We start from the raw sequence: 23356 nt of genomic DNA, 5'->3' as shown, positions 1-23356 counted from the left end.
AAAAACAATGCATTTTAATATGAAATCAAGTATAATCAGGTGTAAAATAAGAGTAGTAAAAGCTTCCACAAGGAGAAATGCTTTATGTTTGCAGAAATCAATGGAATTAACTTGTTTTATAAAATCGTTGGTAAAGGTGAACCAATTCTTTTGATTCATGGGAATGGGCAAAATCATCGTGCCATGAAACATATACTAGATGATTTAGCACTTGATCATATGGTAATTGCAGTTGATAGCCGCGGTCACGGCAAAAGCGATGCAGGAACTACGCCGCTGGATTTTGAAATAATGGCATTAGATATGCTTTCGTTACTTGATTATTTAAAAATTGATAAATATAAAGTAGTTGGTTATAGCGATGGAGGGATTATTTCTTTAGTAATGGGAAAAATGCAACCTAACCGTCAAATTGCATCTGTAGTCATTGGAACAAATTATCATGTCAATCAAATTCGATTTTTACCTGATTTGTTTTGTCGGATTGCATATGGTGCCGCTAGTATTTTTGCTCCATTTAGTCGTTTTTTCGATCGAATGAAACGTCAACTAGCCTTAACTATTTATCATCCGCACATGTCAGAAGCAGACTTAGAAAAAATTAGCGCACCACTCTTAGCTATAATTGGTGAGTTTGATATGATTTCTTCAGAAGATACGCAGAAAATGATTCACTCAGTTCAGCGTGGAAAAATGGAAATTATAAACAATGGCACGCATTTTTTACCACGCCAAAATCCAAAGCAATTGTTACAATTAATTCATACTTTTTTTTCTAATTCAAGCGCACAAATTCACATTTGAAACATACTGAAAAGAACCTATTACCAAGGGGTTTCAAGTTTCTTTAAAAAGTATTTGACAACTTTAAGAGATAGGGTTAATATTGGTCTATTGGTCAGAACTAAAAAGTTAGCTTATTTACTTAATATGGGCTACAATAGAGTGGATTATAAAAGTGATGATATTAGGAGGATTGCGTAAAAATGAGTGCGGATCGTAGCTTTACGTTAAAAGCGGGAAATCGTGCTGTTTTGCTCTTGCATGGCTTTGCAGGGACTACAGAAGACGTAAGAGAACTTGGAGAAAATCTAGCAGAAAATGGATACACAGTACATGCACCAAACTTCAGAGGCCACGGGGATGAACCCGCTATTTTCTTGAAAACAACACCGGAAATGTGGTACGAAGACGCGGTGGCTGGATATCATCAACTTGAAAAAGACGGATATAATGAAATTGCTATTGTCGGTGTGGCAATGGGTGGTGTTTTTGCGCTTAAAATGGCAGAATCATTCTCACCAAAAGCAATTGTTCCGCTATGTGCGAATGTAAACCGCAAAATGCGTTACATCCCAATTGAAAACTATTTAACAAAACAATTAATGAAGCAAGGAATAGTAGAACAAGAAGCAGATGATATGTTGAAAAAATATCTTCCTGAAATTGATACAATGACAGAAGCGCGCGCTAGTTTCTACAAAAATGTTGCTAAAGACATTGAGAAAATTCATGTACCAACCATGATTGGTCAAGGTTGCCAAGATGAAGAAATCGATGCAGATAATGCTAACTATATTTTTAAACACATTCACACAAATGATAAACAATTGTGTTTCTATGCAGGTTCAGGACATGATATTGTTAATGACTGCGAAAAAGACATTTTAGAAGAAGACTTAATTTATTTCCTAGACGATTTAGTTTGGCTAGAGGAAAAAGTTGTTTAATGATTGTAGCGAAACAAGTCTTTACGGATAATCACAAATATGGTAAAATTAATCTTAGTCAAATTGGGCGGTTTTAGGAGGAAAGAACAATGAGTACAGTTTTAACGGTCTTACTCATCATCGTATCAGTACTGTTAATTACAGTTATCATACTTCAACCAGGTAAAAGTGCTGGCTTATCCGGTGCCATTTCTGGTGGAGCTGAGCAATTATTCGGTAAGCAAAAAGCAAGAGGACTAGAACTTATTTTACACCGTACAACCATCGTTCTATCCGTTGTTTTCTTCGTAATACTAATTGCACTGGCATACTTTGTACAGTAACGAGATGTTAACCACCTGAATGAAAATTTAGGTGGTTTTTTATTGGAGTTCTCAGGAAGCGTACTAAGCTTCCCTAGAACTCCAATACAAGGCGTAACAAAGTGAAGCGTTGTTTCCATAAAAAAGTGGACGAACCACCCCACCAGTAAGAGACAACTCATACAACATAAAAATAATCCCTAGAACTCCAATACAAGGCGTAACAAAGTGGAGCGTTGTTTCCCAAAAAACGGAAGTATCCACCAAATAGAGAAAACCCAAGAGAATAAAAAACAATAAACTCGCGCCTAAGAATTTCAACATAAGGCGCACCTAATAAAAATAACTAACACGACAAAACTCCCAAAAGAATCAAGGAGCGATAGTTACTATGAAAATAACACCACCACAACCATTTTTATTCGAAAAAGGTCCTCGGGCAGTATTACTTTTACACGGATTTACAGGAAGCTCAGCGGATGTGAGAATTCTAGGTAGGTTTTTACAAGAAAATAATTACACATGTTATGCACCTCAATACAGAGGTCACGGCGTATCACCAGATTTATTATTACAAACAGGCCCAAAAGAATGGTGGGAAGATGTTCTTACAGCATATGACCACTTAAAATCGCTTGGTTATAAAGAAATAGCTGTGGCAGGACTTTCACTAGGGGCACTTTTTTCATTAAAATTAGGTTTTTCTAAACCGTTAAAGGGAATTATAGCCATGAGTACTCCAACAAGAATGGATAGCTCGTCTCCAATAATCCAAGGCTTTTTAGATTATGTTCGTAATTATAAAAAATTAGAAGGTAAAAATCCGGAACAAATTGATAGTGAAATGCTGGCATATAAAGATGCACCAATGAATACTATCGCCAAATTAAAAGAAGAAATAAATGGTGTAGCTGCTGAAATGGATATGATTTATGCTCCAATCATGGTTGTCCAAGGAGAAAAAGATGATATGGTTGATGTAAGCGGAGCACAGTTGATTTATGATACAGTAGAGTCAACAAAAAAAGAATTACACTGGTTTAAAAATTCTGGTCATGTAATAACATTAGACAAAGAACGAAAAGAAGTAAATCAAGCAATTTTGACCTTTTTAAATGGTCTAGACTGGCAAGAATAAACAATTTTTTAAACAGAGAGAGGAGGGACAGAAGTGGAACAAAAACAAATGGAAGAAAAAATTATGAACTTACTAACTTCAGCGCCGAATAAGACATTTGCGTTAGAAGATTTAGAAATAGAAATCGCCTTAAACAATGCGGATGATTTTAAATTAATGGTTAAGTCCTTGGTAAAACTGGAAGATTCCGGAACTATTGTCCGCTCAAGGAAGAATCGGTATGCACTACCTGAAAAAATGGACTTAGTAAAAGGGACATTTCGTGCACATGAACGTGGCTTTGGCTTTGTTCTCCCAGAAGAGAAAGAATTAGATGATATCTTTATCCCGCCAAATGAAGTGAAAGATGCAATGAATGGAGACTTGGTTTTTGCGACTATCACGAAACGTAAGAGTGATAATTTAGCAGAAGGCACAATTAAGAAAATCGTCGAGCGGAAAACCACGCAAATTGTTGGAACTTATATGGAAGATTTAGCAGGTACGCCAATTGTTATGCCTGATGATAAACGCTTATTTGGAGAAGTAGAAATTGATTTAGAAGATGGCTTAAAACCAGTAGACGGCCATAAAGTCATCGTCGAATTAACTGAATACGCAACTGGGCATGATCGAGCTAGAGGTGTTGTAAAATCAATTATCGGACACAGGAATGATCCTGGGGTGGATATTTTATCGATTATCCATAAACATGGTATTTCTATCGGATTTCCGGAAGAAGTGATGGAACAAGTAAGCAAAGCGCCAGATGTGGTTGATGCATCAGATATTGGTAGCCGCCGTGATTTACGTGACCAAATGATTATTACGATTGATGGGGCAGATGCTAAAGATTTAGATGACGCGGTAACAGTAAGCCAATTGCCAAATGGTAACTGGAAACTTGGCGTGCATATTGCGGATGTAACGCACTATGTCACAGAAGGTTCGCCGCTTGATATCGAAGCGCAAGACCGTGGAACAAGCGTGTATTTGGTAGACCGAGTAATTCCCATGCTACCACACAAGCTTTCCAATGGGATTTGCTCGCTTAATCCGCAAGTAGACCGTTTTACAATGAGTTGTGAAATGGAAATTGATCAAGATGGTCATGTAGTCAATCATGAAATCTTTGAAAGCATCATTAAAACAACTGAAAGAATGACTTATACAGATGTAAATGATATTTTGGTTGAAAAAGATGAAGCGTTGCGAGAAAAATATGCCCCAATCGTTCCAATGCTTGAAGCAATGCAAAATTTAGCAGAGACACTTCGAGGTAAACGTGAAAAACGTGGGGCTATTGATTTTGATTTTAAAGAAGCTCGTGTAGTAGTTGATGAAGAAGGTCATCCAGAAGCAGTTGTGATGCGCGAACGTTCAGCTGGGGAGCATTTGATTGAAGAATTTATGCTTGCAGCGAATGAAACAGTTGCAGAACATTTCCACTGGATGGATGTACCATTTATTTATCGTATTCATGAAGATCCAAAAGAAGATAAATTAGCGCGTTTCTTTGAATTTATTACTAATTTTGGACTAATTGTCAAAGGTACAGCAAATGATATTCATCCCGCAGCCCTACAACAAGTGTTAGAAGAAGTAAAAGGTAAACCGGAAGAAATGGTCGTTTCAACTGTAATGCTACGTTCTATGCAACAAGCGAAGTATGATACAGTTAGCGCTGGACATTTTGGTCTATCAACAGACTTTTATACACATTTCACATCACCAATCAGACGTTACCCGGATTTAATCGTTCACAGGCTAATTAGAGAGTATTTAATTAACGGGGATGTTCGTCCAGAAACGCTAGAAAAACGTGCTGAGGAGCTTCCTGAGATTGCTGAACATAGCTCGAAAATGGAGCGACGTGCAGTAGAAGCTGAACGCGAAACGGATGAACTTAAGAAAACGGAATTCATGGTCGACAAAGTTGGGGAACGTTTTATTGGTATCATTAGTTCCGTGACGAATTTCGGCTTATTTATTGAGCTACCGACAACGATTGAAGGTTTAGTCCACGTTAGTGCGATGAAAGGTGATTATTTCAAATTCCACCAAAACCAACTAGCAATGATTGGTGAAAGAACTGGCCAAATTTATCGCATTGGTGATGAAGTGGAAGTAGAAGTAACAAAAGTAGATGTTGATGCACGTGAAATTGATTTTGCGCTTCGCAGTGAAGGCAAGCCAGGTCCAGTGAGCGATAAGCAAAAACGCCAACGTGAAAAACCGATTGATAAAACGAGAAACTATAAGAGTAATCCAAAAAACAATCGCAAAAAGCGCAGAAATGGTAGCACAGAAGACGTGAAACCAAAATCAGAACGTAAAGAAGACGAATGGTATACAAAACCGAAAAAGAAAAAGAAGAAAAAGCCTTTTTACCAAGGTGTAGCAAAAGAAAGCCCGAAAAAGAAAAAACGTCGCTAGAAAGGATGGGGAGTTATGCCAAAAGGTGATGGTAAACTAGTCGCGCAAAATAAAAAAGCGCGCCACGATTACGCAATTGAAGAAACTTTTGAGGCTGGCATTGTCCTGCAAGGTACTGAAATTAAATCCGTTAGAAATGCACGGGTAAACTTAAAAGATTCCTATGCACGTATTGATAAAGGGGAAATTTTCTTGCACAATATGCACATTAGCCCATACGAACAAGGAAACCGTTACAATCACGACCCACTAAGAACACGCAAATTACTTCTTCATAAAAAACAAATCAGTCGTTTAATTGGAGAAACAAAAGAGTCCGGTTATTCCATCGTTCCGCTAAAAATGTATATTAAAGATGGCTACGCAAAAGTACTTATCGGTGTAGCTAGAGGTAAAAAGAAATACGATAAACGCCAAGATTTAAAACAAAAAGAAGCAAAACGTGATATTGAGCGTGCTTTCAAAGAACGCCAACAATAAAAAACCAAATCTAGTCATTCAACTTAAGTAGTTGGAGAAACTAGATTTGGTCTTTTTTTATAGATTAATTTTAGTTGATTCATCGAGTGCAAGTTCTTCGATGTCCTCTTGCAGAAAATAATTTATTTCATCTTTAATCCCTTTTAAAATGTGTTCATCTTCAAGTACTTTGGCAACTCGTAGTGCGCGTTGCATAAATTCTTTACCTGATTGTTTTTCGCCTAATTTGTACAGCACAATGCCTTTTTTAGCAGTCGCCATACAAAATTGGAGATAATAATGGTTTTGTTTGGAAATTTTAATGGACTTTTCTATATAGTATAAGGCAAGTTCGTATTTCTCATCTAAAATTAAATAAGTTGCACGATTGACATGAAGTGAGATTTCAATAGAAAGTGTTGGATATAAATAACGATACTTCTTAAGTTGGACAATAAGCCGATTAACAATATGTTGAGCGGTTTCATTTTCAAAAATAAAGAAGATATTTCTTAGAATCATAATGTCATTCCAAAATAATTCATCTGATTTAGAAAGTCTCTCCCAAATATAAGCTACTTTTTGCCTCGCGAGTGTGAAATCATGTTCTCTTTCAGCGAGTAAGATTCCTTCAAGTGAAGCTTTAACATCTGCAATAAAAATATCAAGTGGTTGTTCTCTTAAGTAATCGTCGCATTTTGAAATAACATCAGTTAAATTATCTGTTTTTGAAGAGGTAAGAATCTTGGAATATAAATAAAGAATATTTTCTTTTGGAGAAGGTGTGAAACCACGCTTAATAAATTTAAATTCTTCTAGCGTCATATTGAAATTAAATAAGATTTGAACAAAACGGTCCATACTAGGCATGATTTTATTATTTTCGATTTTTTGATAATTAGACCGACTTAAGGCTCCTGAACAAGCTTCCCTTTGTGTTAGGCCTTTACTTTTTCGAATGAATTTTAACGTATCACCAACATTTTGCATAAAACACAACCCCTTTTGTTCAAATTTGATGTATTTTAATTTTATGTAGTGTTTCTAGGATAGAATTTATGTACAGATAAAAAGGAGGGGGAAAATATGTTGACTTTTTTAACAAGTATTAATTGGTTATTCTAGGTTAGCTATGCAAGTTCTTCTGATGAACGCAATTATTGTTTTACCATGAATGTGGTCTGGCGTAATTGCGTTTTTTTTTGTAGGACGGAGGTTAATTTGAATATTTGTAGTGTATCTGTGAAAATTATAACACTTTGTGATTAAACGCACAATTCAAATATTCTAAAATTAACAATTTTGCAAAACATTATACCAAAAGTAGTAATTTTTTGAAAAAAGGTGAATAAAGGGAGGAAAGTGAGATGAAGCGAAAGACAAAAAAAGCTAGTTTGGTCTTTGTTCTGGGGATACTTATTTTTAGTTGTTTAAGTGGATTTGGAACGAACGTTTTTGCGATGGATGGGGAATATCACTCGCCATATGGAGACGATGATTTATATTCTGTTCAACCAACAGAGCGTTCACCAAGAGATCCAAAAGCTGGAGAAGATGTGATTCTAAACATTACTACCTGGCCAATTGAAGACGGGATAACGTCTGGGTGGAATGGACTAAGAATGGAGTCGCACAAGAAAATGTAACAGCAAGCTATGATTATAATAGCGGCACCAATACTTACTGGAAAGCTAATTTAGGGAAATTTGAAAAAGGCGACGAAATCACATACACAACAAAAGGTTCCCAAAACGGTGGAACAACCCATGAAAGTGGTCCATTTACTTTTTATGTAACGGACTGGGAATATGTGGAAAATGTTAGTAGCGTAGTTGACAACGGTGATTCTATTACATTAAATATGACCGCTACTGCAGGAACTTTTACACCGAAGTTATATGTATCTTTTGAAGATTTAGATACTCTACGGATGGAACTTTCACCAACTGGTAAGGAAACTGGACACCCTGGTAAATCAGGTTACACTGTGGAAGATGGCGCAGATGAAGTAATAATTACAACGGATGATTTGCGAGTGGAAATCCAAAAATCACCTTATCGGATGGAAGTGTATCAAGCAGATGGAACTTTACTTACAAGTGAATATACAACTGCAAATAGTTTAGGTTGGTTAACAGATGGTAAAAACGTTATTAACCAATATCAAAATAATTTTGTAACGCCAAGTGATGAAGCGTTTTATGGCTTTGGTGAACGTTATGACACAATTAACCAACGCGGAAAAGATGTAGAAACATATGTCTATAATGAATATCAAGATCAAGCTCAAACAGAAAGAACTTATTTAGCAGTACCATTCTTTGTAAGTGCTAATAAATATGGTATGTACGTTAATTCGGATTTCCATTCACAGTTCCAAATGGCTTCTAAAGTAGAAGACAAGTACAGCTTTGTTTTGGACAATGATGGAGACATGACAACGATGCTAGACTATTATGTTATTAGCGGGAAAGATCAAAATGATATTGTGAATAATTATACAGATATAACTGGGAAAACCACTTTGCTACCGAAATGGGCTTTTGGTCTTTGGATGTCAGCAAATGAGTGGGATAGAGATTCAGATGTCGATGCAGCACTAGCTAATGCAGAACAAAATGAAATTCCAGCTACTGGATTTGTATTAGAGCAGTGGAGCGATGAAGAAACATATTATATATGGAATGATGCAACTTATACAGCAAAAACAAACGGGGAAGCATTTAGCTATGACGATTTCACTTTCAACGGGAGATGGACTGATCCAAAAGCAATGGTGGACAATGTTCATAATGCAGGAATGAATATCGTTTTATGGCAAGTGCCGGTACTAAAAGATGATGGTATCGTTTATGAACAACGGGATAATGATGAAGACTACATGATAAGTCAAGGGTACAGTGCAAAAGACGGGACAGGAGCACCATATCGGGTTCCAGCGTCTCAGTGGTTTGGAAATGGGGTTTTACTCGACTTTACCAATCCAGCAGCAGTTGATTGGTGGACGTCGCAACGTGAATACTTATTAACAGATGTTGGTATTGACGGATTTAAAACAGATGGTGGAGAAATGGTCTGGGGACGCGATACGACCTTCTCTAACGGCGAAAATGGACAAGAAATGAGAAACCGTTACCCAAGTGATTATGTTTCTAGCTATTTTGATTTTGCGAAGAGCATTAATCCGGATGCAGTTTCATTCAGTCGTTCAGGAACTTCCGGAGCACAAAAATCAGGAATTTATTGGTCAGGAGATCAAACTTCTACCTTTGAATCATTCCAATCATCTGTAAAAGCAGGACTTAGCGCTTCCACGTCTGGTGTTTCATACTGGGCTTGGGATATGGCTGGATTTACTGGAGATTATCCAACGTCGGAACTTTATAAACGCTCCACAGCAATGGCAGCATTTTCACCAATTATGCAGTTCCACTCGGAAAAATCTAATCCATCGCCAAGTGAAGAACGTTCACCTTGGAACGCAGTAGCTAGAACAGGTGACGAAACAATTTTACCAACGTTCCAAAAATATTTATATACAAGAATGAATTTATTACCATACATTTATACAGCGGCGAAAGATACTGCTGATAATGGAAAATCAATGATGCGTCAAATGGCAATGGATTATCCAGATGATGTCAATACGCATGGCTTAGATGAACAATATATGTTTGGTAATGATTTATTAGTAGCACCAATTGTACAAGAAGGTCAAACTGAAAAAGAAGTTTATTTACCAGAAGGAGAATGGGTTGATATTTGGAATGGTGGTATCCATCCAGGTGGTGAAACAATTTCTTACCATGCAGATGTTGATACACTTCCTGTCTTTGCAAAAGCAGGTGCAATTATTCCGATGAACATGACTGATGGTTACCAAATTGGTCAAAATGTTGGAAATGATTTAGATACGTACGAAAACCTAACTTTCCGTGTTTATCCATCAGGAGATAGCTCATATAGTTTCTATGATGATGTAAATGGTGGAGAAATGCGCGATATTAGTGTTTCAGAAGACTTTGCTAACGAAAAAGTAACAGTAAATCTTCCAGCAATGGCAGATGAAACTACTATGCAAGTATTCAGTACTGAACCAACAGACGTTACGATTGATGGAACAGAAGTAGCGAAAATGGATACTCTGGATGCATTTAATACAGCTACAACTGGATATTACTATGATTCTGTTCAAAACCTAACTTATGTAAAAGCTGAAGCAAAAACAAGCGCACAAACAATTGTAATGAATGGAACAAATCACGCGCCTTACGAAGCAGAATTCGGCCATTTAACAAATGTAACCACTGCAAATGATCATGCAGGATACACTGGAACTGGTTTTGTAGCAAGTTTTGACCAAGAAAAAGAAGCCGTTGAGTTTGATATTGATGCTGTGGACGGCGCTTCTGATTATACAATGGAAGTTCGCTATAGCGCTGGTGTTGAAGATGCAACTAGAACGGTTTATGTGAATGGTACAAGACAAAAAATCACCTTACCAAAAACGACGGATTGGGATACTTGGGCAACAGTAGAAATTCCAGTAACTTTACATGATGGTAATAATCAAGTCGTCTTTGATTTTGAAGCAGATGATGCAGCAGGAATTAATTTTGACCATGTAGTTATTAAGAAGTAAGTTTTGGTTCCTCTTTTCCGGTGAGGGGAAGAGGAACCGAAAAGTAATTTTATCTATGAATTTCAGGGATACTTAAAATAACTAAAAAACGAGGCGAGATGATGAAAAAAGGGATGAAGCAAGTTTGTGTCAGTATGGCAGTTCTCCCGCTTGTTTGGCTGAATTTAGGGATAACTCAGCCACTTGAAGTACAAGTAAATGCGGAAGAAACTAAAGAAAATGAAACAGCGAAAACAGAAGCAGCCCAGCAACTAAGTAAAGAAGAGTACGCGAAATTGAGTGCCGAAGAAGGGCTGGGGAATGTAATTGATGCATCTGTAACAGATAACGTAATTACACTTAAAATCGATAATGGAGATGAAGATCAAGATGACTATCTAGAAATTTCTCCACTAGCAAATAACTTGCTTAAAGTTAATTTGCGTCCAAGAAATATAGAAAACAGTGAGTCTACACCAATGATTGACCCAAATGCTACTTTTACGGCAATTGGAGCAACAATTGATTTAGAATCAGATCCAATGATTATTTCAACAGATGAATGCACACTTGAAATCTCCAAAAACCCAGCTCGGATGACTTTTAAAGATAAAGACGGGAAAACGTTATTATCTGAATCAGCTGACGGAGGTATTTTTGATGGTGGCGTCAGATTTAAACGTGGCGCAAGTGATCATGTGTACGGCGCTTATGGAATTAGTTTTGGTGAAGGCGACCTTGGGATGGAGCGCGATAATACGGCTGCGGATAGCGGGAAAACAGCTCAAGCAGGTCAGCAAGGTAATGCTGGTGGACCATTTATGTGGTCAACAGCTGGATATGGCTTATTAGTAGATAGCGATGGTGGTTATCCATATTCTGTAGCAGATGAAGAAAAGTTAGAGTTTTACTATGGTGATACGATTGTTGAAGGACGTCGTTACGTAAAAGAAAATGTCGAAATGTACCTGATGTCAGGTGAGCCAGAAGCGATTATGTCTTCTTATGCTGACGTAACTGGACATACACCAATGATGCCGAAATGGTCACTTGGTTTTTCTAATTTTGAGTGGGGAACAGATGAAGCTGAGTTTAGAAAAAACATTGATACTTATCGTGCAAAAGGTATCCCAATTGATGCTTTTGCTTTCGATTATGATTGGAAGTTTTACGGCGACCCAGTTCATGGTGCGGATTACGGAGAATTTGCGTGGAATACGGAGAATTTCCCATCCGCAGCAGATGCAACTTTAAAAACTGATATGGATGAGCTAGGCGTTAAAATGATTGGAATTACGAAACCGCGTGTTGTGACTAATTTAGAAGATGGAACCCCAACACAACAAGGTAAAGACGCTGAAGCAAATGGTTACTGGTATCCAGGTCAAGCACCATATGAAGATTATGCTTTCCCTGTAACTGTTAGAAGTATTGACCCATACAATGCAGAGGAACGTGACTGGTGGTGGTCTCATTCAGAAGATGCGCTAGATAAAGGTATTGTTGGTTGGTGGAATGATGAAACGGACAAAGTATCCTCCAATGGAGCAGATTACTGGTTCGGTAATTTCTCAACGGGCTTTACTTCTCAAGCGATGTATGAAGGCCAACGTGAATATACAAATGAACGTGTTTGGCAAACAGGTAGAACATATTACCCAGGAGCACAACGCTATTCCACATCAACTTGGTCAGGAGATATTGGCGTTCAGTGGAAAAAAGGCGAAGTAGTTGATTGGGCAAATGGGATGCAAGAGCAACCAAGTACGATGCTCTCCACTATTAACTTAGGGCAAACAAAATGGGGCATGGATACAGGTGGCTTCAATGCAAATTCAGGACAAGTTTTAAACCCTGATCCAGAACTTTATAGTCGTTGGATGGAATTTAGTTCACTTGTACCAGTTTTCCGTACACACGGAAATGACAACCAACAACGCCAACCTTGGTTTTATGGTGGAACCGCAGAAGAAGTAGCGAAAAGTAGTATGAATTGGCGTTATTCGATGATTCCTTATATGTATGCTTATGAAAGACAAGCGTATGAATCTGGCGTGGGCTTAGTTCAACCACTTATATTTGATAATCCTACTGATGAAAATGTTGTTGATTTAACGGATGAGTGGATGTTTGGTGATGGAATTCTCGCAGCGCCTGTATTAGAAGAAGGAGCAGGTTCGCGTGATATTTATTTACCAGCAGGAACTTGGATTGATTATAATCGCGGTGATGTTTATGAAGGAAATCAAACCATTAGTTATGAAGTGAATGATGAAGACTGGACAGACGTACCGATGTTTGTGAAACAAGGTGCTATTATGCCAATGCAACAACCGCAAAATTACGTTGGTGAATCAGCAGTCGAAACAGTTTATTTAGACACTTTTGCATCTGATGATAATACTTCATTTACACATTACGATGATGACGGAAAATCTTTTGACTATGAAAATGAAACATACCTAAAACAAAAAATGACTACTTCAAAAACAACTGATGGAACAACTTTCACTGTTGGTGCTAAAGAAGGAAGTTATCAAGCGGATACAGAAAACTATATCGTTAAACTTCACGGAAATGCAGCAGAAAGTGTTCAAGTTAATGGAGCGGATAGTAAACTTTATGATGATTTATCTGCCCTAGAAAATGCGGATGGAGGCGGGTATGCCGTTTCGAGCGATATCTACGGAGCAGTAACTTATGTAAAAGTACCAGCACAAGCCACTGCCGATACAGTGATTACAACAACTGGTTCTGCAAGTGTCGTACAAACGGGAACATATGAAATGGAAAATGGTTCAAGTTTTGCAAATACTGTAGCAGATAAACCAGTTTCTGAAAACACGTATGTTGATGGTTATGATACTGATGGCGCTGGATCAACTGTTTATGCAAATGTAAAAGATTCCGGTGATTACAATGTTGACCTAACTTACAAAAACACATCAACTGAGAACCAATCATTAAGTATTTTTGTTAACGGTGAATATGTAAAACAAACAACCTTGAAACCAGCTGCAGAATGGACTATAGCATCTGAAGCACTACCACTTTCAGCAGGTAAAAATAGTATTACTTATAAAGTGGTAACAGATACTGGTGATAAAGCTGATCAAGTACAACTCGATAAAGCAAATGTTGGTTTTACACCGACTATTGCAAAAGTAGAAGCAGAAGAAGCTGATCTTTCAGGAACACTAGCCGTAGCAACAGATCACTGGTTCTATAGTGGAGCGGGATTTGTTGGTGGTTTTGGAACAGCTGGAGATGAAATTAAATTTACAGTAGATGTACCAGCGGACGGGGAATATGTGCTAAATACACGTACTGCCAATGGAACAGGTATGCCGCAAACGCTTGATTTGTATACAAATGGTGAATACAATTCTCGTATTACTTTCCCTTCTGAAGGCGAAAACTGGAATATTTGGTCTGATACTGAAAAAGCGGTTGATTTAAAAGCTGGAACAAATAAAATTACTTTCTTAATGGACGGCGCAACAACTGGGAATATCAGCATGGACAGAATTCTCGTTTCAGCTGCCCCAGTGGAATCTCCAGTTCAGTCAGAAGTGAATTTATTAGACAATGGCGGATTTGAACGTGATGCAAGTGGAACGACGAATTGGGTAGAGTCACATCCAGATGGTCAAGAGAAGGCATATGCCGTTGATAGTGGATCAGGAGTAAATCCTCCAGAATCCCCAGCGTTCGGTAGCCAAAGCGCGTATTTCTATCTTCCAGGAGCATATGAGCAAACACTAGCTCAACAAATTGCTGTCCCAACGAATAATGCAACTTATGATGTGGAAGCTTGGGTTAAAGTAAGTGAAAATGAAGCAGCAAAAGCACAAATGACAGTCAATAATTATGATAGCAGCGATGGACAAACAATTGATTTAGTGGCAGATAATGTGTGGCATTACGTATCAATTAAAGACGTCAATGTTACAACTGGCAATATCAATACAAGTTTCCAAATGGACTCACCAGGTGGAACAAGTATCCATATTGATAATGTCAGGGTTATGCCAGCAACAAAATAATTAAGAACTGAGCGGGGTGTGTTCCATCCCGCTTTGTTTAGTTTTGGAAGAAAAAACTGGATGTATTATTGTTTTTAATGGGACAGATGGGGATAAAATTTTAAATTATACTGTACTGCGATAATTGAGTAAAATGAAACTTATATTCTGGCCAATCAAGTTTTTTCTATTTGTAAAGCCCCGTTTTTTCCTGTATAATAATATCCGTTAGACTTGTTTCCTGGGGATGTTACGGATTCGACAGGGATAGTTCGAGCTTGAGTTGCGAGTCGGGGGGATCGTCCTCGTTATCAACGTCAAAGCCAATAATAACTGGCAAAGAAAAACAAAACCTAGCTTTCGCTGCCTAATAAGCAGTAGCATAGCTGATCCTCCGTGCATCGCCCATGTGCTACGGTAAGGGTCTCACTTTAAGTGGGCTACACTAAATAATCTCCGTCTGGGGTTAGTTAGAAGAGCTTAATCAGACTAGCTGAATGGAAGCCTGTTGCTGGGCTGAGGTTTATGCGAAATACTAATACGGTGGCTACGCTCGTAGATATTTAAGTGCCGATATTTCTGGACGTGGGTTCGACTCCCACCATCTCCACTTTTAGAAGAATAATAAAAAGCACTATAAACTGCTATTTTAAGCCGTTTGTAGTGCTTTTTTTATTTTGAGGTATCAAAAATTTCATCCCCATACCAAAGTTAGTTAAGATAAATCTATTTTTGTCATTTTTAATAAAAATAGCAGAGAAAATCATTTAAAAAGATTTTCTCTGCTATTATCTTTCTCACTTTTAGCATTGTTTTGAAGTGATTAGCTTCTTTTCTTCCACATAACTAAAGCGGAAGTTGAAAGAAGGACTCCCATAATAAGTGCATTCCAAGGAGTAGTGTCACCAGTCTTTGGTAATGAAATAGTAGCTGTTACTATAGTTTTCCTTCTGCAGAAATCCGGTTTTCGGAAATGGAAAGATTAGCAAAATATACAAAAAATGTAGTGAGCACTTTAATCTTTTGAATTCATAAAATTAGCGAGTATATTTATAGAAAATAAAAGCCTTTTTTACACGAATTTCCAATAATTTGAGGTTATCTTTCTCTTTTATTTAAAAGTCATTGTTAAACTGAATAGAATAACATATAGGAGGAAGCGAAAATGGAGCATCTTAGAAAAATTTTAATTGTTTTAGTAATAATTGGTTTGTTATATATGTTTTTGGTTGCCATATGCATGTTTAGTGGAAGTCAGGCAAAACCAAATGAAAATGTGGACACAGTATTGATTTTGGGCGCGAAAGTAAATGAGGATCCGGGTTATCCATCTCCAGTTTTGCAAGAAAGGTTGGATACTGCTGTTAATTATTTAAATGAATATCCGAAATCCAAGGTGATAGTCAGCGGCGGTCAAGGGGCAGATGAATCTGATACAGAAGCCGCTGTAATGAAGGAATATTTAATAAATAAAGGTATCTCAAAATCACGAATTGATATGGAAACAAAATCTAAACGAACAGAAGAAAATATTAGTTATAGTAAGGAAAAATTCCAACTGGGAAAAACGGTCATTATCACGAGTGATTATCATATGTACCGGGCACTTATGCTTGCGAAACGCCAAAATATCGATGTAACTGGACTTCCAGCAAAATCAGAGACAGGTGCAAAATACAAAGGAATGATGCGAGAAGCGTTATCCATTACTTATGCCTGGGTTTTTGATTGGTAAAAAGGCATGCTATAATTAGGCTAAAAATGCGGGAGGTTGTATCGGTGAAATTAGAGCGGATTTTAGCAATACTAATATTAATATTAGAACGAAAAGTAGTTGCAAGTGAGCTAGCTGAAAAGTTTGAGGTTAGTGTGCGAACTATTTATCGTGATATGGATACACTTCTTTATGCAGGATTTCCAGTCGTTGCGTTACCTGGGAAAAACGGCGGATTTACAATGCTAGATTCTTATAAATTATCAACATTTACTTTTTCTGAACTAGAAAAACAAATTTTATTAGAAGCGCTTCAAGCTCGTTCTGGATATATTTTGAGTGAAAGTCAGGAAATTTTACAAGAGAAAATTGCATTATTACAAACAGAAAAGCCAACTAGCAATCATCTTTTCTTTGATTCTGCAACACAGCATCGGCAGCAAATTGAGGCAGAGGTGAAACGAAAAATAGCACATATCCAAAAAGCTTTTACAACAAACAAACAGTTAGAAATTACCTATATTGCGATGAATGGGACGGAAACGAAACGACGAATTTCTCCACAAAAGCTAAATTTAATGGATGGCAGTTGGTATTTGGAAGCATACTGTCATAAAAGAGCAGCAACTCGGAGTTTTAAATTAACAAGAATTATTACGTTAAAGCAACTTAATAGAGATATAGAGGTATTAAACAAAATAGAGTCAGATGTTCATGCAACAAGTAAAGTTATATTAGAATTTCCTAAAAATCAACTGGGTAAATTGCTCGATTATTTTTTATTAGAAGAAATGAATATTCAATCTGATCTTGTTCGTGTTCAGTTTGAATATGATAAAAGTAAAAATATGATTCCTTTTTTACTGATGTTTACTAGTTCTGTAAAAGTTATCGAACCAGAATCGTTAAAAGCAGCATATAAAAAAGAAGTGGAAAAACTTTATTTTAATTTGAATAGTTGACATTATGTTGTCAGGGTTTGTTTGCTATTATCTAGTTAAAGAGGTGGTAAATAATGAACTTGCCAGAAAACAAAATAATTTATGGGAAGAAAATTCGGACTAATAATGCTGATTTTGCTCCAATTGCAAGGCTTTGGGGTGAGGTGATGGTAGAGCAACCAGCAGGAGATATTTTTGCAGTGTATAGTAATTATGCTAGTGACTATATGGGTGATTACGATTTGCTTGTAGGAACCACTGATTGGGAACAAGAAATAACTTCTATTATTGAAGCAGGAGAGTATCTTGTTTTTCCAGTAGATACAACTAATCCAAAAGGGGTAGAACAGGCATGGCGAGAAATTTGGAGCCGTGATAGTGAGTTGGCTAGAACTTATAATACTGATTTTGAATGGTATCATAAAAATGGTAAGATTGAAGTGTATATTGCAATTTAAAATCCCCACGGAAAACCGAGGGGACTAGTTATTAATTGAGTTTTTTAGCAGCTTTTTGGGGGATTTGCTTAAGTGTTATTTCTTCAAATGTAGTGACTCCCTTTAATTTTTTATAATAGACTCTTAAGTAGGCATCTTTACGTAAGTTTTTATCTGCTGTGAAACTCATTTTTTCTCCGTGGCCATCTTTATCATATCCGGGCAGTCTGTAAGAATAAGCAAAGCCTTTTTGCCCATTATTTTCACCATCCTTAGTGATTTTTACATAATATTGCTCGGCTACTGCTGTTTTATCGTAGCAATAGTAAAAAACAGTTATGCCAATGCCTCCAAGTATGAGTAAACTAATTATACCTATAAATAGTTTCTTCATCGAATCATCCTTTTCTAAGTTCTTACGTTTATTTTATAGGTAAAAATAGTGAAAATCCTGCTTATAAAGTAACAAAAATAGTAAAAAAACTTACATAATTGTTGGGAAGGAGTAAGATTATTATGGCGAGACCGACGAATAAAGGGGAATTAATAAAGTTAAGTGCGGAAAATTACAAAAAGCTAAATGATTTAATTGATGCCATTCCAGTAGAAAAACAAATGCAACCATTTCCGTTTGAAGATAGGGACAAGAACATTCGGGATGTCATTATACATTTACACGAATGGCACAAGATGATGCTTGAGTGGTACAAAGTTGGGATGTCAGGCGGAAAACCAATCACTCCAGCAGAAGGTTATACGTGGAAAACCACACCTGAACTAAATAGGGCTATTTGGGAAAAGTACCAAACGACCTCTTTAGCAGAAGCACGGAAATTACTAGATGAAACGCATAAAATAGAAATGGATATAATTGAAGGACATTCAAATGAAGAATTATTTACAAAAAAATACTTTAAATGGACAAGTACTACTTCGCTAGGTGCCTATTTTATTTCTAGTACATCTAGTCATTACGATTGGGCTATTAAAAAAATCAAGAAATTTAAAAAAGCTGCTGGAATTTAATTGATTCCAGCAGCTTTGTTTTATTCAAATGCGTCTTCGTTGAAATAGAGAATTTCCCATAGGTGTTTGTCTAAATCGAGAAAACTTTTACTATACATATATTCATATTCTTGAGGTTCAGCAGCTATCTCTGCGCCGAGGCTTAAAGCTAAATCTACTAATTCATCAACAGCTTCACGGCTTTCGAGTGTTATTGTGATGAGAACTTCGCGTACTTTAGTTGTATCTGCGAGTGCATTTTTATGGAAAGTCTGGAAGAAATCTTCTTTCAGTAACATGGCAGAAATATTTTTCCCAATAATCATTTGAGTAGCATTTTCATCAGTAAATTTAGGATTAAACTCATAACCAAGTTTCGTGAAAAAAGCGATGGATGCTTGTAAATCTTTTACAGGCAAGTTAACAAAAATTTGTTCCGAGCGTGTAACCATAATTTATCACCTCCAGCCAAAAATAGCACGATATAAATTATATGTCAATGAATAAAATGGAGTAAAATAGGGAAGATAAAAAGTAATGCTAAATTGAATATCAAAAAACTACTTGTAATCGGTTTCTTTTTGTACTATAATGTTAGAGAAATGTATAGGATTGTTACTGCCAAGGCAGGCAAAACCTAAACTAATTCAAGTGCTATTTTGAATTCGATAGCATTAGAATTAGTTTGGGTTTTTTCTTTTGAGAGAGGTGAAGATGCATGATTATTAAAAAAATCCTAAATAACAATGTTGTAATCGCCGAGGGTAAAAATGGCAAAGAGTCTGTAGCGATGGGTCGCGGTCTTGCTTTTCAAAAGAAAGTTGGAGATGAAGTAGACGCATCCAAGATTGAAAAGACATTCATTATGGAAACGCACGAACTATCGGAGAAGCTGTCAGAATTGCTAAGTGAAATCCCGCTAAAACATTTGCGCGTGGCGGATGATGTTGTCCAGTATGCGCAAGAAACATTGGAAACAGATTTAAGTGATAATATTTATTTAACGTTAACAGATCATATTAATTTTGCAGTATCCCGCTATAATCAAGGTATTAATTTGAAAAACGCACTATTATGGGAAATAAAACGATTTTATCACGCAGAGTACTTAGTCGGCATGAAGGCGTTAGAGTTTATTGAAAAAGAAATCGGAATTAAGCTAGATGAAGATGAAGCAGGTTTTATTGCACTTCATATTGTGAACGCTAGACAAGATGGGCAACAAATGCATATGACTGTTGCGATGACACAAATAGTTCAAGACATTCTAAGTATTGTTACATATCATTATGGTATGGTTTTAGATGAAACGTCGCTGAATTATACTCGTTTTATTACACATCTACAGTATTTTGCACAACGGTTACTACGAAAAGAGATTGTTGACTCTGGGGATGATTTTTTATACGAACAAGTACAAATGAAATATCCCGAAGCATTTGATTGTACGAAAAAAATTGATGCATATTTAATTAATACGCATCATACTGAGTTAACTAGAGATGAACAAGTCTATCTCACCATCCATATTTATCGAGTAACAGAGCGCAACACGATAACAAAAGAAGATTAATTTTTTTTGATAAGGTATGTAATGGATTACAGAAAAGCACTGCCAACTGGTTGTGCTTTTTTATTTTAGCTTTTTTTCTACTAAAATAATCGAAAGTAAAACGGCAAAAATACTTGTAGCTAGTAATATAGAGCTGCGCACAAATGCATACATTGGAATAAACGCGAGGATAAGTGAAAAAACAAGTAATAAACATCCCGTTAATATCCAGTAAAAGCCGAGTAAGCGATGCGCTTTTTGCCAATTGGTTGCGTTCTTAAGGGATGCTTTTGTACGATAACTAAAACGGCTATCTCTATTTTGTGGTAGATGAACGCGGTAAATAATGCCAAGAATAATAAGTAATATGGGGAAAATTAAATCAAACATAATAACCTCCTCTTGGATATCTTTGTAGTATAACAAAAATTTGTGAAAAATTGAACGGTTTGGGTATAATATTTAATGGGTATTGGTCAAATGATACAGTTAGATTATATTGAAGGAGGAAAAAAGATGCTTTATAGCGAAAACGACAAACGAAAACATGAAAGTTATCGAATTCCACTCTTTGGTTCCGAGGAAGAAAGTACTAGCATTCCAAAATATGTCTTAAGAAAAGAGCCAATGGAACCAAGAATTGCTTATCAACTCGTAAAAGATCAATTGCTAGATGAGGGCAATGCTAGGCAAAATTTAGCTACTTTTTGCCAAACATATATGGAAGAAGAAGCACAGTTGCTTATGGCGGAAACGCTGGAAAAAAATGCTATTGATAAGTCGGAATATCCGCAAACAGCAGAACTTGAGAACCGTTGTGTGAATATTTTAGCTGATTTATGGAATGCTCCTAAAGAAATGTCTTACTTAGGGACGTCTACTGTTGGATCATCGGAGGCGTGCATGCTCGGTGGTTTGGCGATGAAATTTAGATGGCGGAAAGAAGCTGAGAAACGAGGACTAGATATTCAAGCAAAGCGTCCGAATTTGATTATTTCTTCAGGCTATCAAGTTTGTTGGGAAAAATTTTGCGTATATTGGGATATTGATATGCGTGTTGTACCAATGGATAAAGAACATTTAAGCCTTGATGTAGATCGCGTATTTGAATTGGTAGATGATTATACGATTGGCGTAGTTGGAATTCTGGGCATTACTTATACTGGTAAATTTGATGATATTGCACTATTAGATGAAAAAGTGGAGGAGTACAATAAAGTCAATGAACATCAATTAGTAATTCATGTGGATGGCGCAAGTGGTGCGATGTTTACTCCTTTTGTAAATCCAGAGTTACCATGGGATTTTCGATTAAAAAATGTCGTTTCGATAAATACATCTGGTCATAAATATGGCTTAGTATATCCTGGCGTTGGTTGGATATTATGGAAAGATAAGGAATATTTACCAAAAGAATTGATTTTCGAAGTAAGCTATTTAGGCGGATCCATGCCAACAATGGCAATTAATTTTTCCAGAAGTGCTAGTCAGATTATTGGGCAATATTATAACTTTTTACGGTTTGGTTATGATGGTTATCGTGAAATTCACGAAAAAACGAAAAAAACAGCAAGCTATCTTGCCAAAGCGGTAGAAAAAAGTGGTTACTTTGAGTTAATTAATGATGGCTCTAATTTGCCAATTGTTTGTTATAAAATAAAAGAGGGACTTGATGTAGAATGGACTCTCTATGATTTGGCAGATCAACTTTTGATGAAGGGGTGGCAAGTTCCGGCGTATCCACTTCCAGCTGATTTGAGTGATACAATTATTCAGCGTTTTGTTTGTCGCGCGGATTTAGGTTATAATGTTGCGGAAGAATTTGCAGCGGATTTTCACGAGGCATTGCATAACCTAGAAAAAGCTAGAGTACTTTATCATGATAAAGGGCGAAATGATTCATATGGTTTTACGCACTAAAAAAATGAAGACTTGGTTTTTTTTCCAAGTCTTTTTTCTTTATAAAGGCAACCAATCGATAATTTCTTTGATACTTTTATCCCAGAAATCCCAGTTGTGTTCACCTGGACCTTCTCGATATTCAAGTGGTGCATTTTTGGAAAGAGCGAAATCACGAAAGCGAATATTATCTTGATAAAGGAAATCTTCTGTCCCGCAATTTTGAAATAGAAGTGGCAGTTGGACTTGATTGATTAGATTTTTCTCTAATAAATAAAATAAATCATTTTCGGTGCCTGTTTGACTGGTCATTTCTCCTGTAATCGCTCTAGTACTAAAGTTATCAAAGCAGTCTTCTTTAATAATGTAGTTAATATCCATGACGCCTGACATACTTGCGGCAGCTTGGAATTTTTCAGGAAAAGTGAGTGCGACCTTGAATGCCCCGTAACCACCCATCGAATGCCCCGCGATAAATGTATCTTCTTTATTTTCCGAGAGAGGAAACCAGTTTTGCATTACTTGCGGAAGTTCCTTACTAACAAATTCAAAATAATTACGGCCATGTACCATGTTAGAGTAAAAACTATGATCAGCTGCCGGCATAATAACGGCAAGTCCTTTTTCGGTCGCATAACGTTCAATATTAGTATTTCGAGTATAAGTAGTATGATTGTTTGATAACCCATGAAGAATATATAAAGTTTTATATTTAGGAATGGAACGATGATAAAGTGCCTCTGTTTCAGGTAAAATCACTGTTACGCTAGTTTGCATAGCCAAGCATTCCGATTTGAAATTTAGTTCTAAAATAGCCAATATAGCGGCCTCCTAACGTGTCTTTTTTTCTAGTATACATGATTTTTTAAGCAAATAAAATAAATATAACTTATCATATGAGTTAACTCGGAATTAATAACTAAAAGAGGAACCTGCGCAAACAGGCTCCTGTTATTTTTTGTTACTAGGATTCTTTTTATCAACTATTCTTAAAATCTCATCAAGCTTTCGATTCTTTTCCAAGATAGCAGCTTCTTTAAATTGTTCTGTTGTGACTGGGGGCATCGTTTCTTTGCAATTTTCATGCGCTAGATTTGGAAAAAGATTATCAGTCATTT

20 protein-coding genes, 1 other RNA gene and 1 pseudogene are annotated in these 23356 nt (G+C 36.6%); 15 read left to right on the top strand and 7 right to left on the bottom strand.

Features of this window, described 5'->3' with window-relative positions; genetic code table 11:
* The first annotated feature begins 84 nt into the window (after positions 1-84).
* The 6 genes from HCJ50_RS10895 to smpB all read left to right on the top strand — a co-directional run bounded on the left by HCJ50_RS10895 (position 85) and on the right by smpB (position 6065).
* Positions 85-804 (top strand): alpha/beta fold hydrolase, encoded by a 720-nt coding sequence (locus HCJ50_RS10895; protein ID WP_185345589.1) that lies wholly within the window; start codon positions 85-87, stop codon positions 802-804.
* Positions 805-986: 182 nt separating this feature from the next.
* Complete coding sequence (locus HCJ50_RS10890) at positions 987-1730, top strand: alpha/beta hydrolase (protein WP_185345587.1); 744 nt, start codon at positions 987-989, stop codon at positions 1728-1730.
* A gap of 89 nt (positions 1731-1819) precedes the next feature.
* Positions 1820-2053: a preprotein translocase subunit SecG gene (secG, locus tag HCJ50_RS10885; RefSeq protein ID WP_003753703.1), complete on the top strand. Its 234-nt coding sequence runs from the start codon at positions 1820-1822 to the stop codon at positions 2051-2053.
* Positions 2054-2423: 370 nt separating this feature from the next.
* On the top strand, positions 2424-3170 hold the full coding sequence (locus HCJ50_RS10880) for an alpha/beta hydrolase (RefSeq protein WP_185345585.1): 747 nt from the start codon (positions 2424-2426) through the stop codon (positions 3168-3170).
* Positions 3171-3203: 33 nt separating this feature from the next.
* Positions 3204-5585, top strand: a complete 2382-nt coding sequence (gene rnr, locus HCJ50_RS10875; RefSeq protein WP_185345583.1) for a ribonuclease R — start codon at positions 3204-3206, stop codon at positions 5583-5585.
* A 15-nt stretch (positions 5586-5600) separates the two neighbouring features.
* Positions 5601-6065: an SsrA-binding protein SmpB gene (gene smpB, locus HCJ50_RS10870; protein WP_003723350.1), complete on the top strand. Its 465-nt coding sequence runs from the start codon at positions 5601-5603 to the stop codon at positions 6063-6065.
* A gap of 57 nt (positions 6066-6122) precedes the next feature.
* Here smpB and HCJ50_RS10865 read toward each other — a convergent pair whose 3' ends face one another.
* Positions 6123-7034, bottom strand: a complete 912-nt coding sequence (locus tag HCJ50_RS10865; RefSeq protein WP_185345581.1) for a helix-turn-helix domain-containing protein — start codon at positions 7032-7034, stop codon at positions 6123-6125.
* A 377-nt stretch (positions 7035-7411) separates the two neighbouring features.
* Between HCJ50_RS10865 and HCJ50_RS10860 the strand changes: the two are divergent.
* From HCJ50_RS10860 to ssrA, 3 genes and pseudogenes are all read left to right on the top strand, one after another.
* A pseudogene (locus HCJ50_RS10860) lies at positions 7412-10686 on the top strand (TIM-barrel domain-containing protein).
* Between the two features lie 101 nt (positions 10687-10787).
* Positions 10788-14711 (top strand): TIM-barrel domain-containing protein, encoded by a 3924-nt coding sequence (locus HCJ50_RS10855; RefSeq protein ID WP_185345579.1) that lies wholly within the window; start codon positions 10788-10790, stop codon positions 14709-14711.
* A 222-nt stretch (positions 14712-14933) separates the two neighbouring features.
* Positions 14934-15303: a transfer-messenger RNA gene (gene ssrA, locus HCJ50_RS10850) on the top strand.
* Positions 15304-15513: 210 nt separating this feature from the next.
* Here the strand turns inward: ssrA and HCJ50_RS16100 are convergent.
* Positions 15514-15615, bottom strand: coding sequence for an LPXTG cell wall anchor domain-containing protein (locus HCJ50_RS16100; protein WP_311769512.1), 102 nt, complete (start codon positions 15613-15615; stop codon positions 15514-15516).
* Positions 15616-15855: 240 nt separating this feature from the next.
* Between HCJ50_RS16100 and HCJ50_RS10840 the strand changes: the two genes are divergently transcribed.
* The 3 genes from HCJ50_RS10840 to HCJ50_RS10830 are packed head-to-tail and all read left to right on the top strand — an operon-like array spanning position 15856 to position 17803.
* Positions 15856-16425 (top strand): YdcF family protein, encoded by a 570-nt coding sequence (locus tag HCJ50_RS10840; protein ID WP_185345577.1) that lies wholly within the window; start codon positions 15856-15858, stop codon positions 16423-16425.
* Positions 16426-16469: 44 nt separating this feature from the next.
* Positions 16470-17366, top strand: coding sequence for a helix-turn-helix transcriptional regulator (locus HCJ50_RS10835; protein ID WP_185345575.1), 897 nt, complete (start codon positions 16470-16472; stop codon positions 17364-17366).
* A 53-nt stretch (positions 17367-17419) separates the two neighbouring features.
* A complete protein-coding gene (locus HCJ50_RS10830; RefSeq protein ID WP_185345573.1) occupies positions 17420-17803 on the top strand; it encodes a GyrI-like domain-containing protein in 384 nt (127 codons plus the stop codon).
* A 31-nt stretch (positions 17804-17834) separates the two neighbouring features.
* Here the strand turns inward: HCJ50_RS10830 and HCJ50_RS10825 are convergent, their stop codons facing one another.
* Entirely contained in the window at positions 17835-18176 is a 342-nt protein-coding gene (locus HCJ50_RS10825; protein WP_185345571.1) for a YxeA family protein, read from the bottom strand.
* 122 nt (positions 18177-18298) lie between these two features.
* Between HCJ50_RS10825 and HCJ50_RS10820 the strand changes: the two genes are divergently transcribed.
* Positions 18299-18808, top strand: a complete 510-nt coding sequence (locus tag HCJ50_RS10820; RefSeq protein ID WP_185345569.1) for a ClbS/DfsB family four-helix bundle protein — start codon at positions 18299-18301, stop codon at positions 18806-18808.
* Positions 18809-18828: 20 nt separating this feature from the next.
* Here HCJ50_RS10820 and HCJ50_RS10815 read toward each other — a convergent pair whose 3' ends face one another.
* Positions 18829-19239 carry a VOC family protein gene (locus tag HCJ50_RS10815; protein ID WP_185345567.1) on the bottom strand — a complete coding sequence of 137 codons (411 nt, stop codon included), beginning with the start codon at positions 19237-19239 and terminating at the stop codon, positions 18829-18831.
* A gap of 266 nt (positions 19240-19505) precedes the next feature.
* Between HCJ50_RS10815 and licT the strand changes: the two genes are divergently transcribed.
* Positions 19506-20360, top strand: a complete 855-nt coding sequence (gene licT, locus HCJ50_RS10810; protein ID WP_185345565.1) for a BglG family transcription antiterminator LicT — start codon at positions 19506-19508, stop codon at positions 20358-20360.
* A 60-nt stretch (positions 20361-20420) separates the two neighbouring features.
* Here the strand turns inward: licT and HCJ50_RS10805 are convergent, their stop codons facing one another.
* On the bottom strand, positions 20421-20729 hold the full coding sequence (locus HCJ50_RS10805) for an SdpI family protein (RefSeq protein ID WP_185345563.1): 309 nt from the start codon (positions 20727-20729) through the stop codon (positions 20421-20423).
* 126 nt (positions 20730-20855) lie between these two features.
* Here HCJ50_RS10805 and HCJ50_RS10800 point away from each other — a divergent pair, with 126 nt between their 5' ends.
* Positions 20856-22259 (top strand): glutamate decarboxylase, encoded by a 1404-nt coding sequence (locus HCJ50_RS10800; protein WP_185345561.1) that lies wholly within the window; start codon positions 20856-20858, stop codon positions 22257-22259.
* Positions 22260-22298: 39 nt separating this feature from the next.
* On the opposite strand, the gene HCJ50_RS10795 is transcribed toward HCJ50_RS10800, so the two are convergent.
* Both HCJ50_RS10795 and HCJ50_RS10790 read right to left on the bottom strand, forming a co-directional pair.
* A complete protein-coding gene (locus HCJ50_RS10795; protein WP_185345557.1) occupies positions 22299-23057 on the bottom strand; it encodes an alpha/beta hydrolase in 759 nt (252 codons plus the stop codon).
* A 132-nt stretch (positions 23058-23189) separates the two neighbouring features.
* The gene (locus HCJ50_RS10790) at positions 23190-23354 is read right to left on the bottom strand and encodes a hypothetical protein (RefSeq protein WP_185345554.1); all 165 of its coding nucleotides are present in this window, start codon (positions 23352-23354) and stop codon (positions 23190-23192) included.
* Positions 23355-23356: the final 2 nt, after the last annotated feature.

The sequence above is a fragment of the Listeria immobilis genome (assembly GCF_014322765.1).
Lineage (GTDB): Bacteria > Bacillota > Bacilli > Lactobacillales > Listeriaceae > Listeria > Listeria immobilis.
This window is presented reverse-complemented; position numbering and strand designations above follow the sequence as displayed.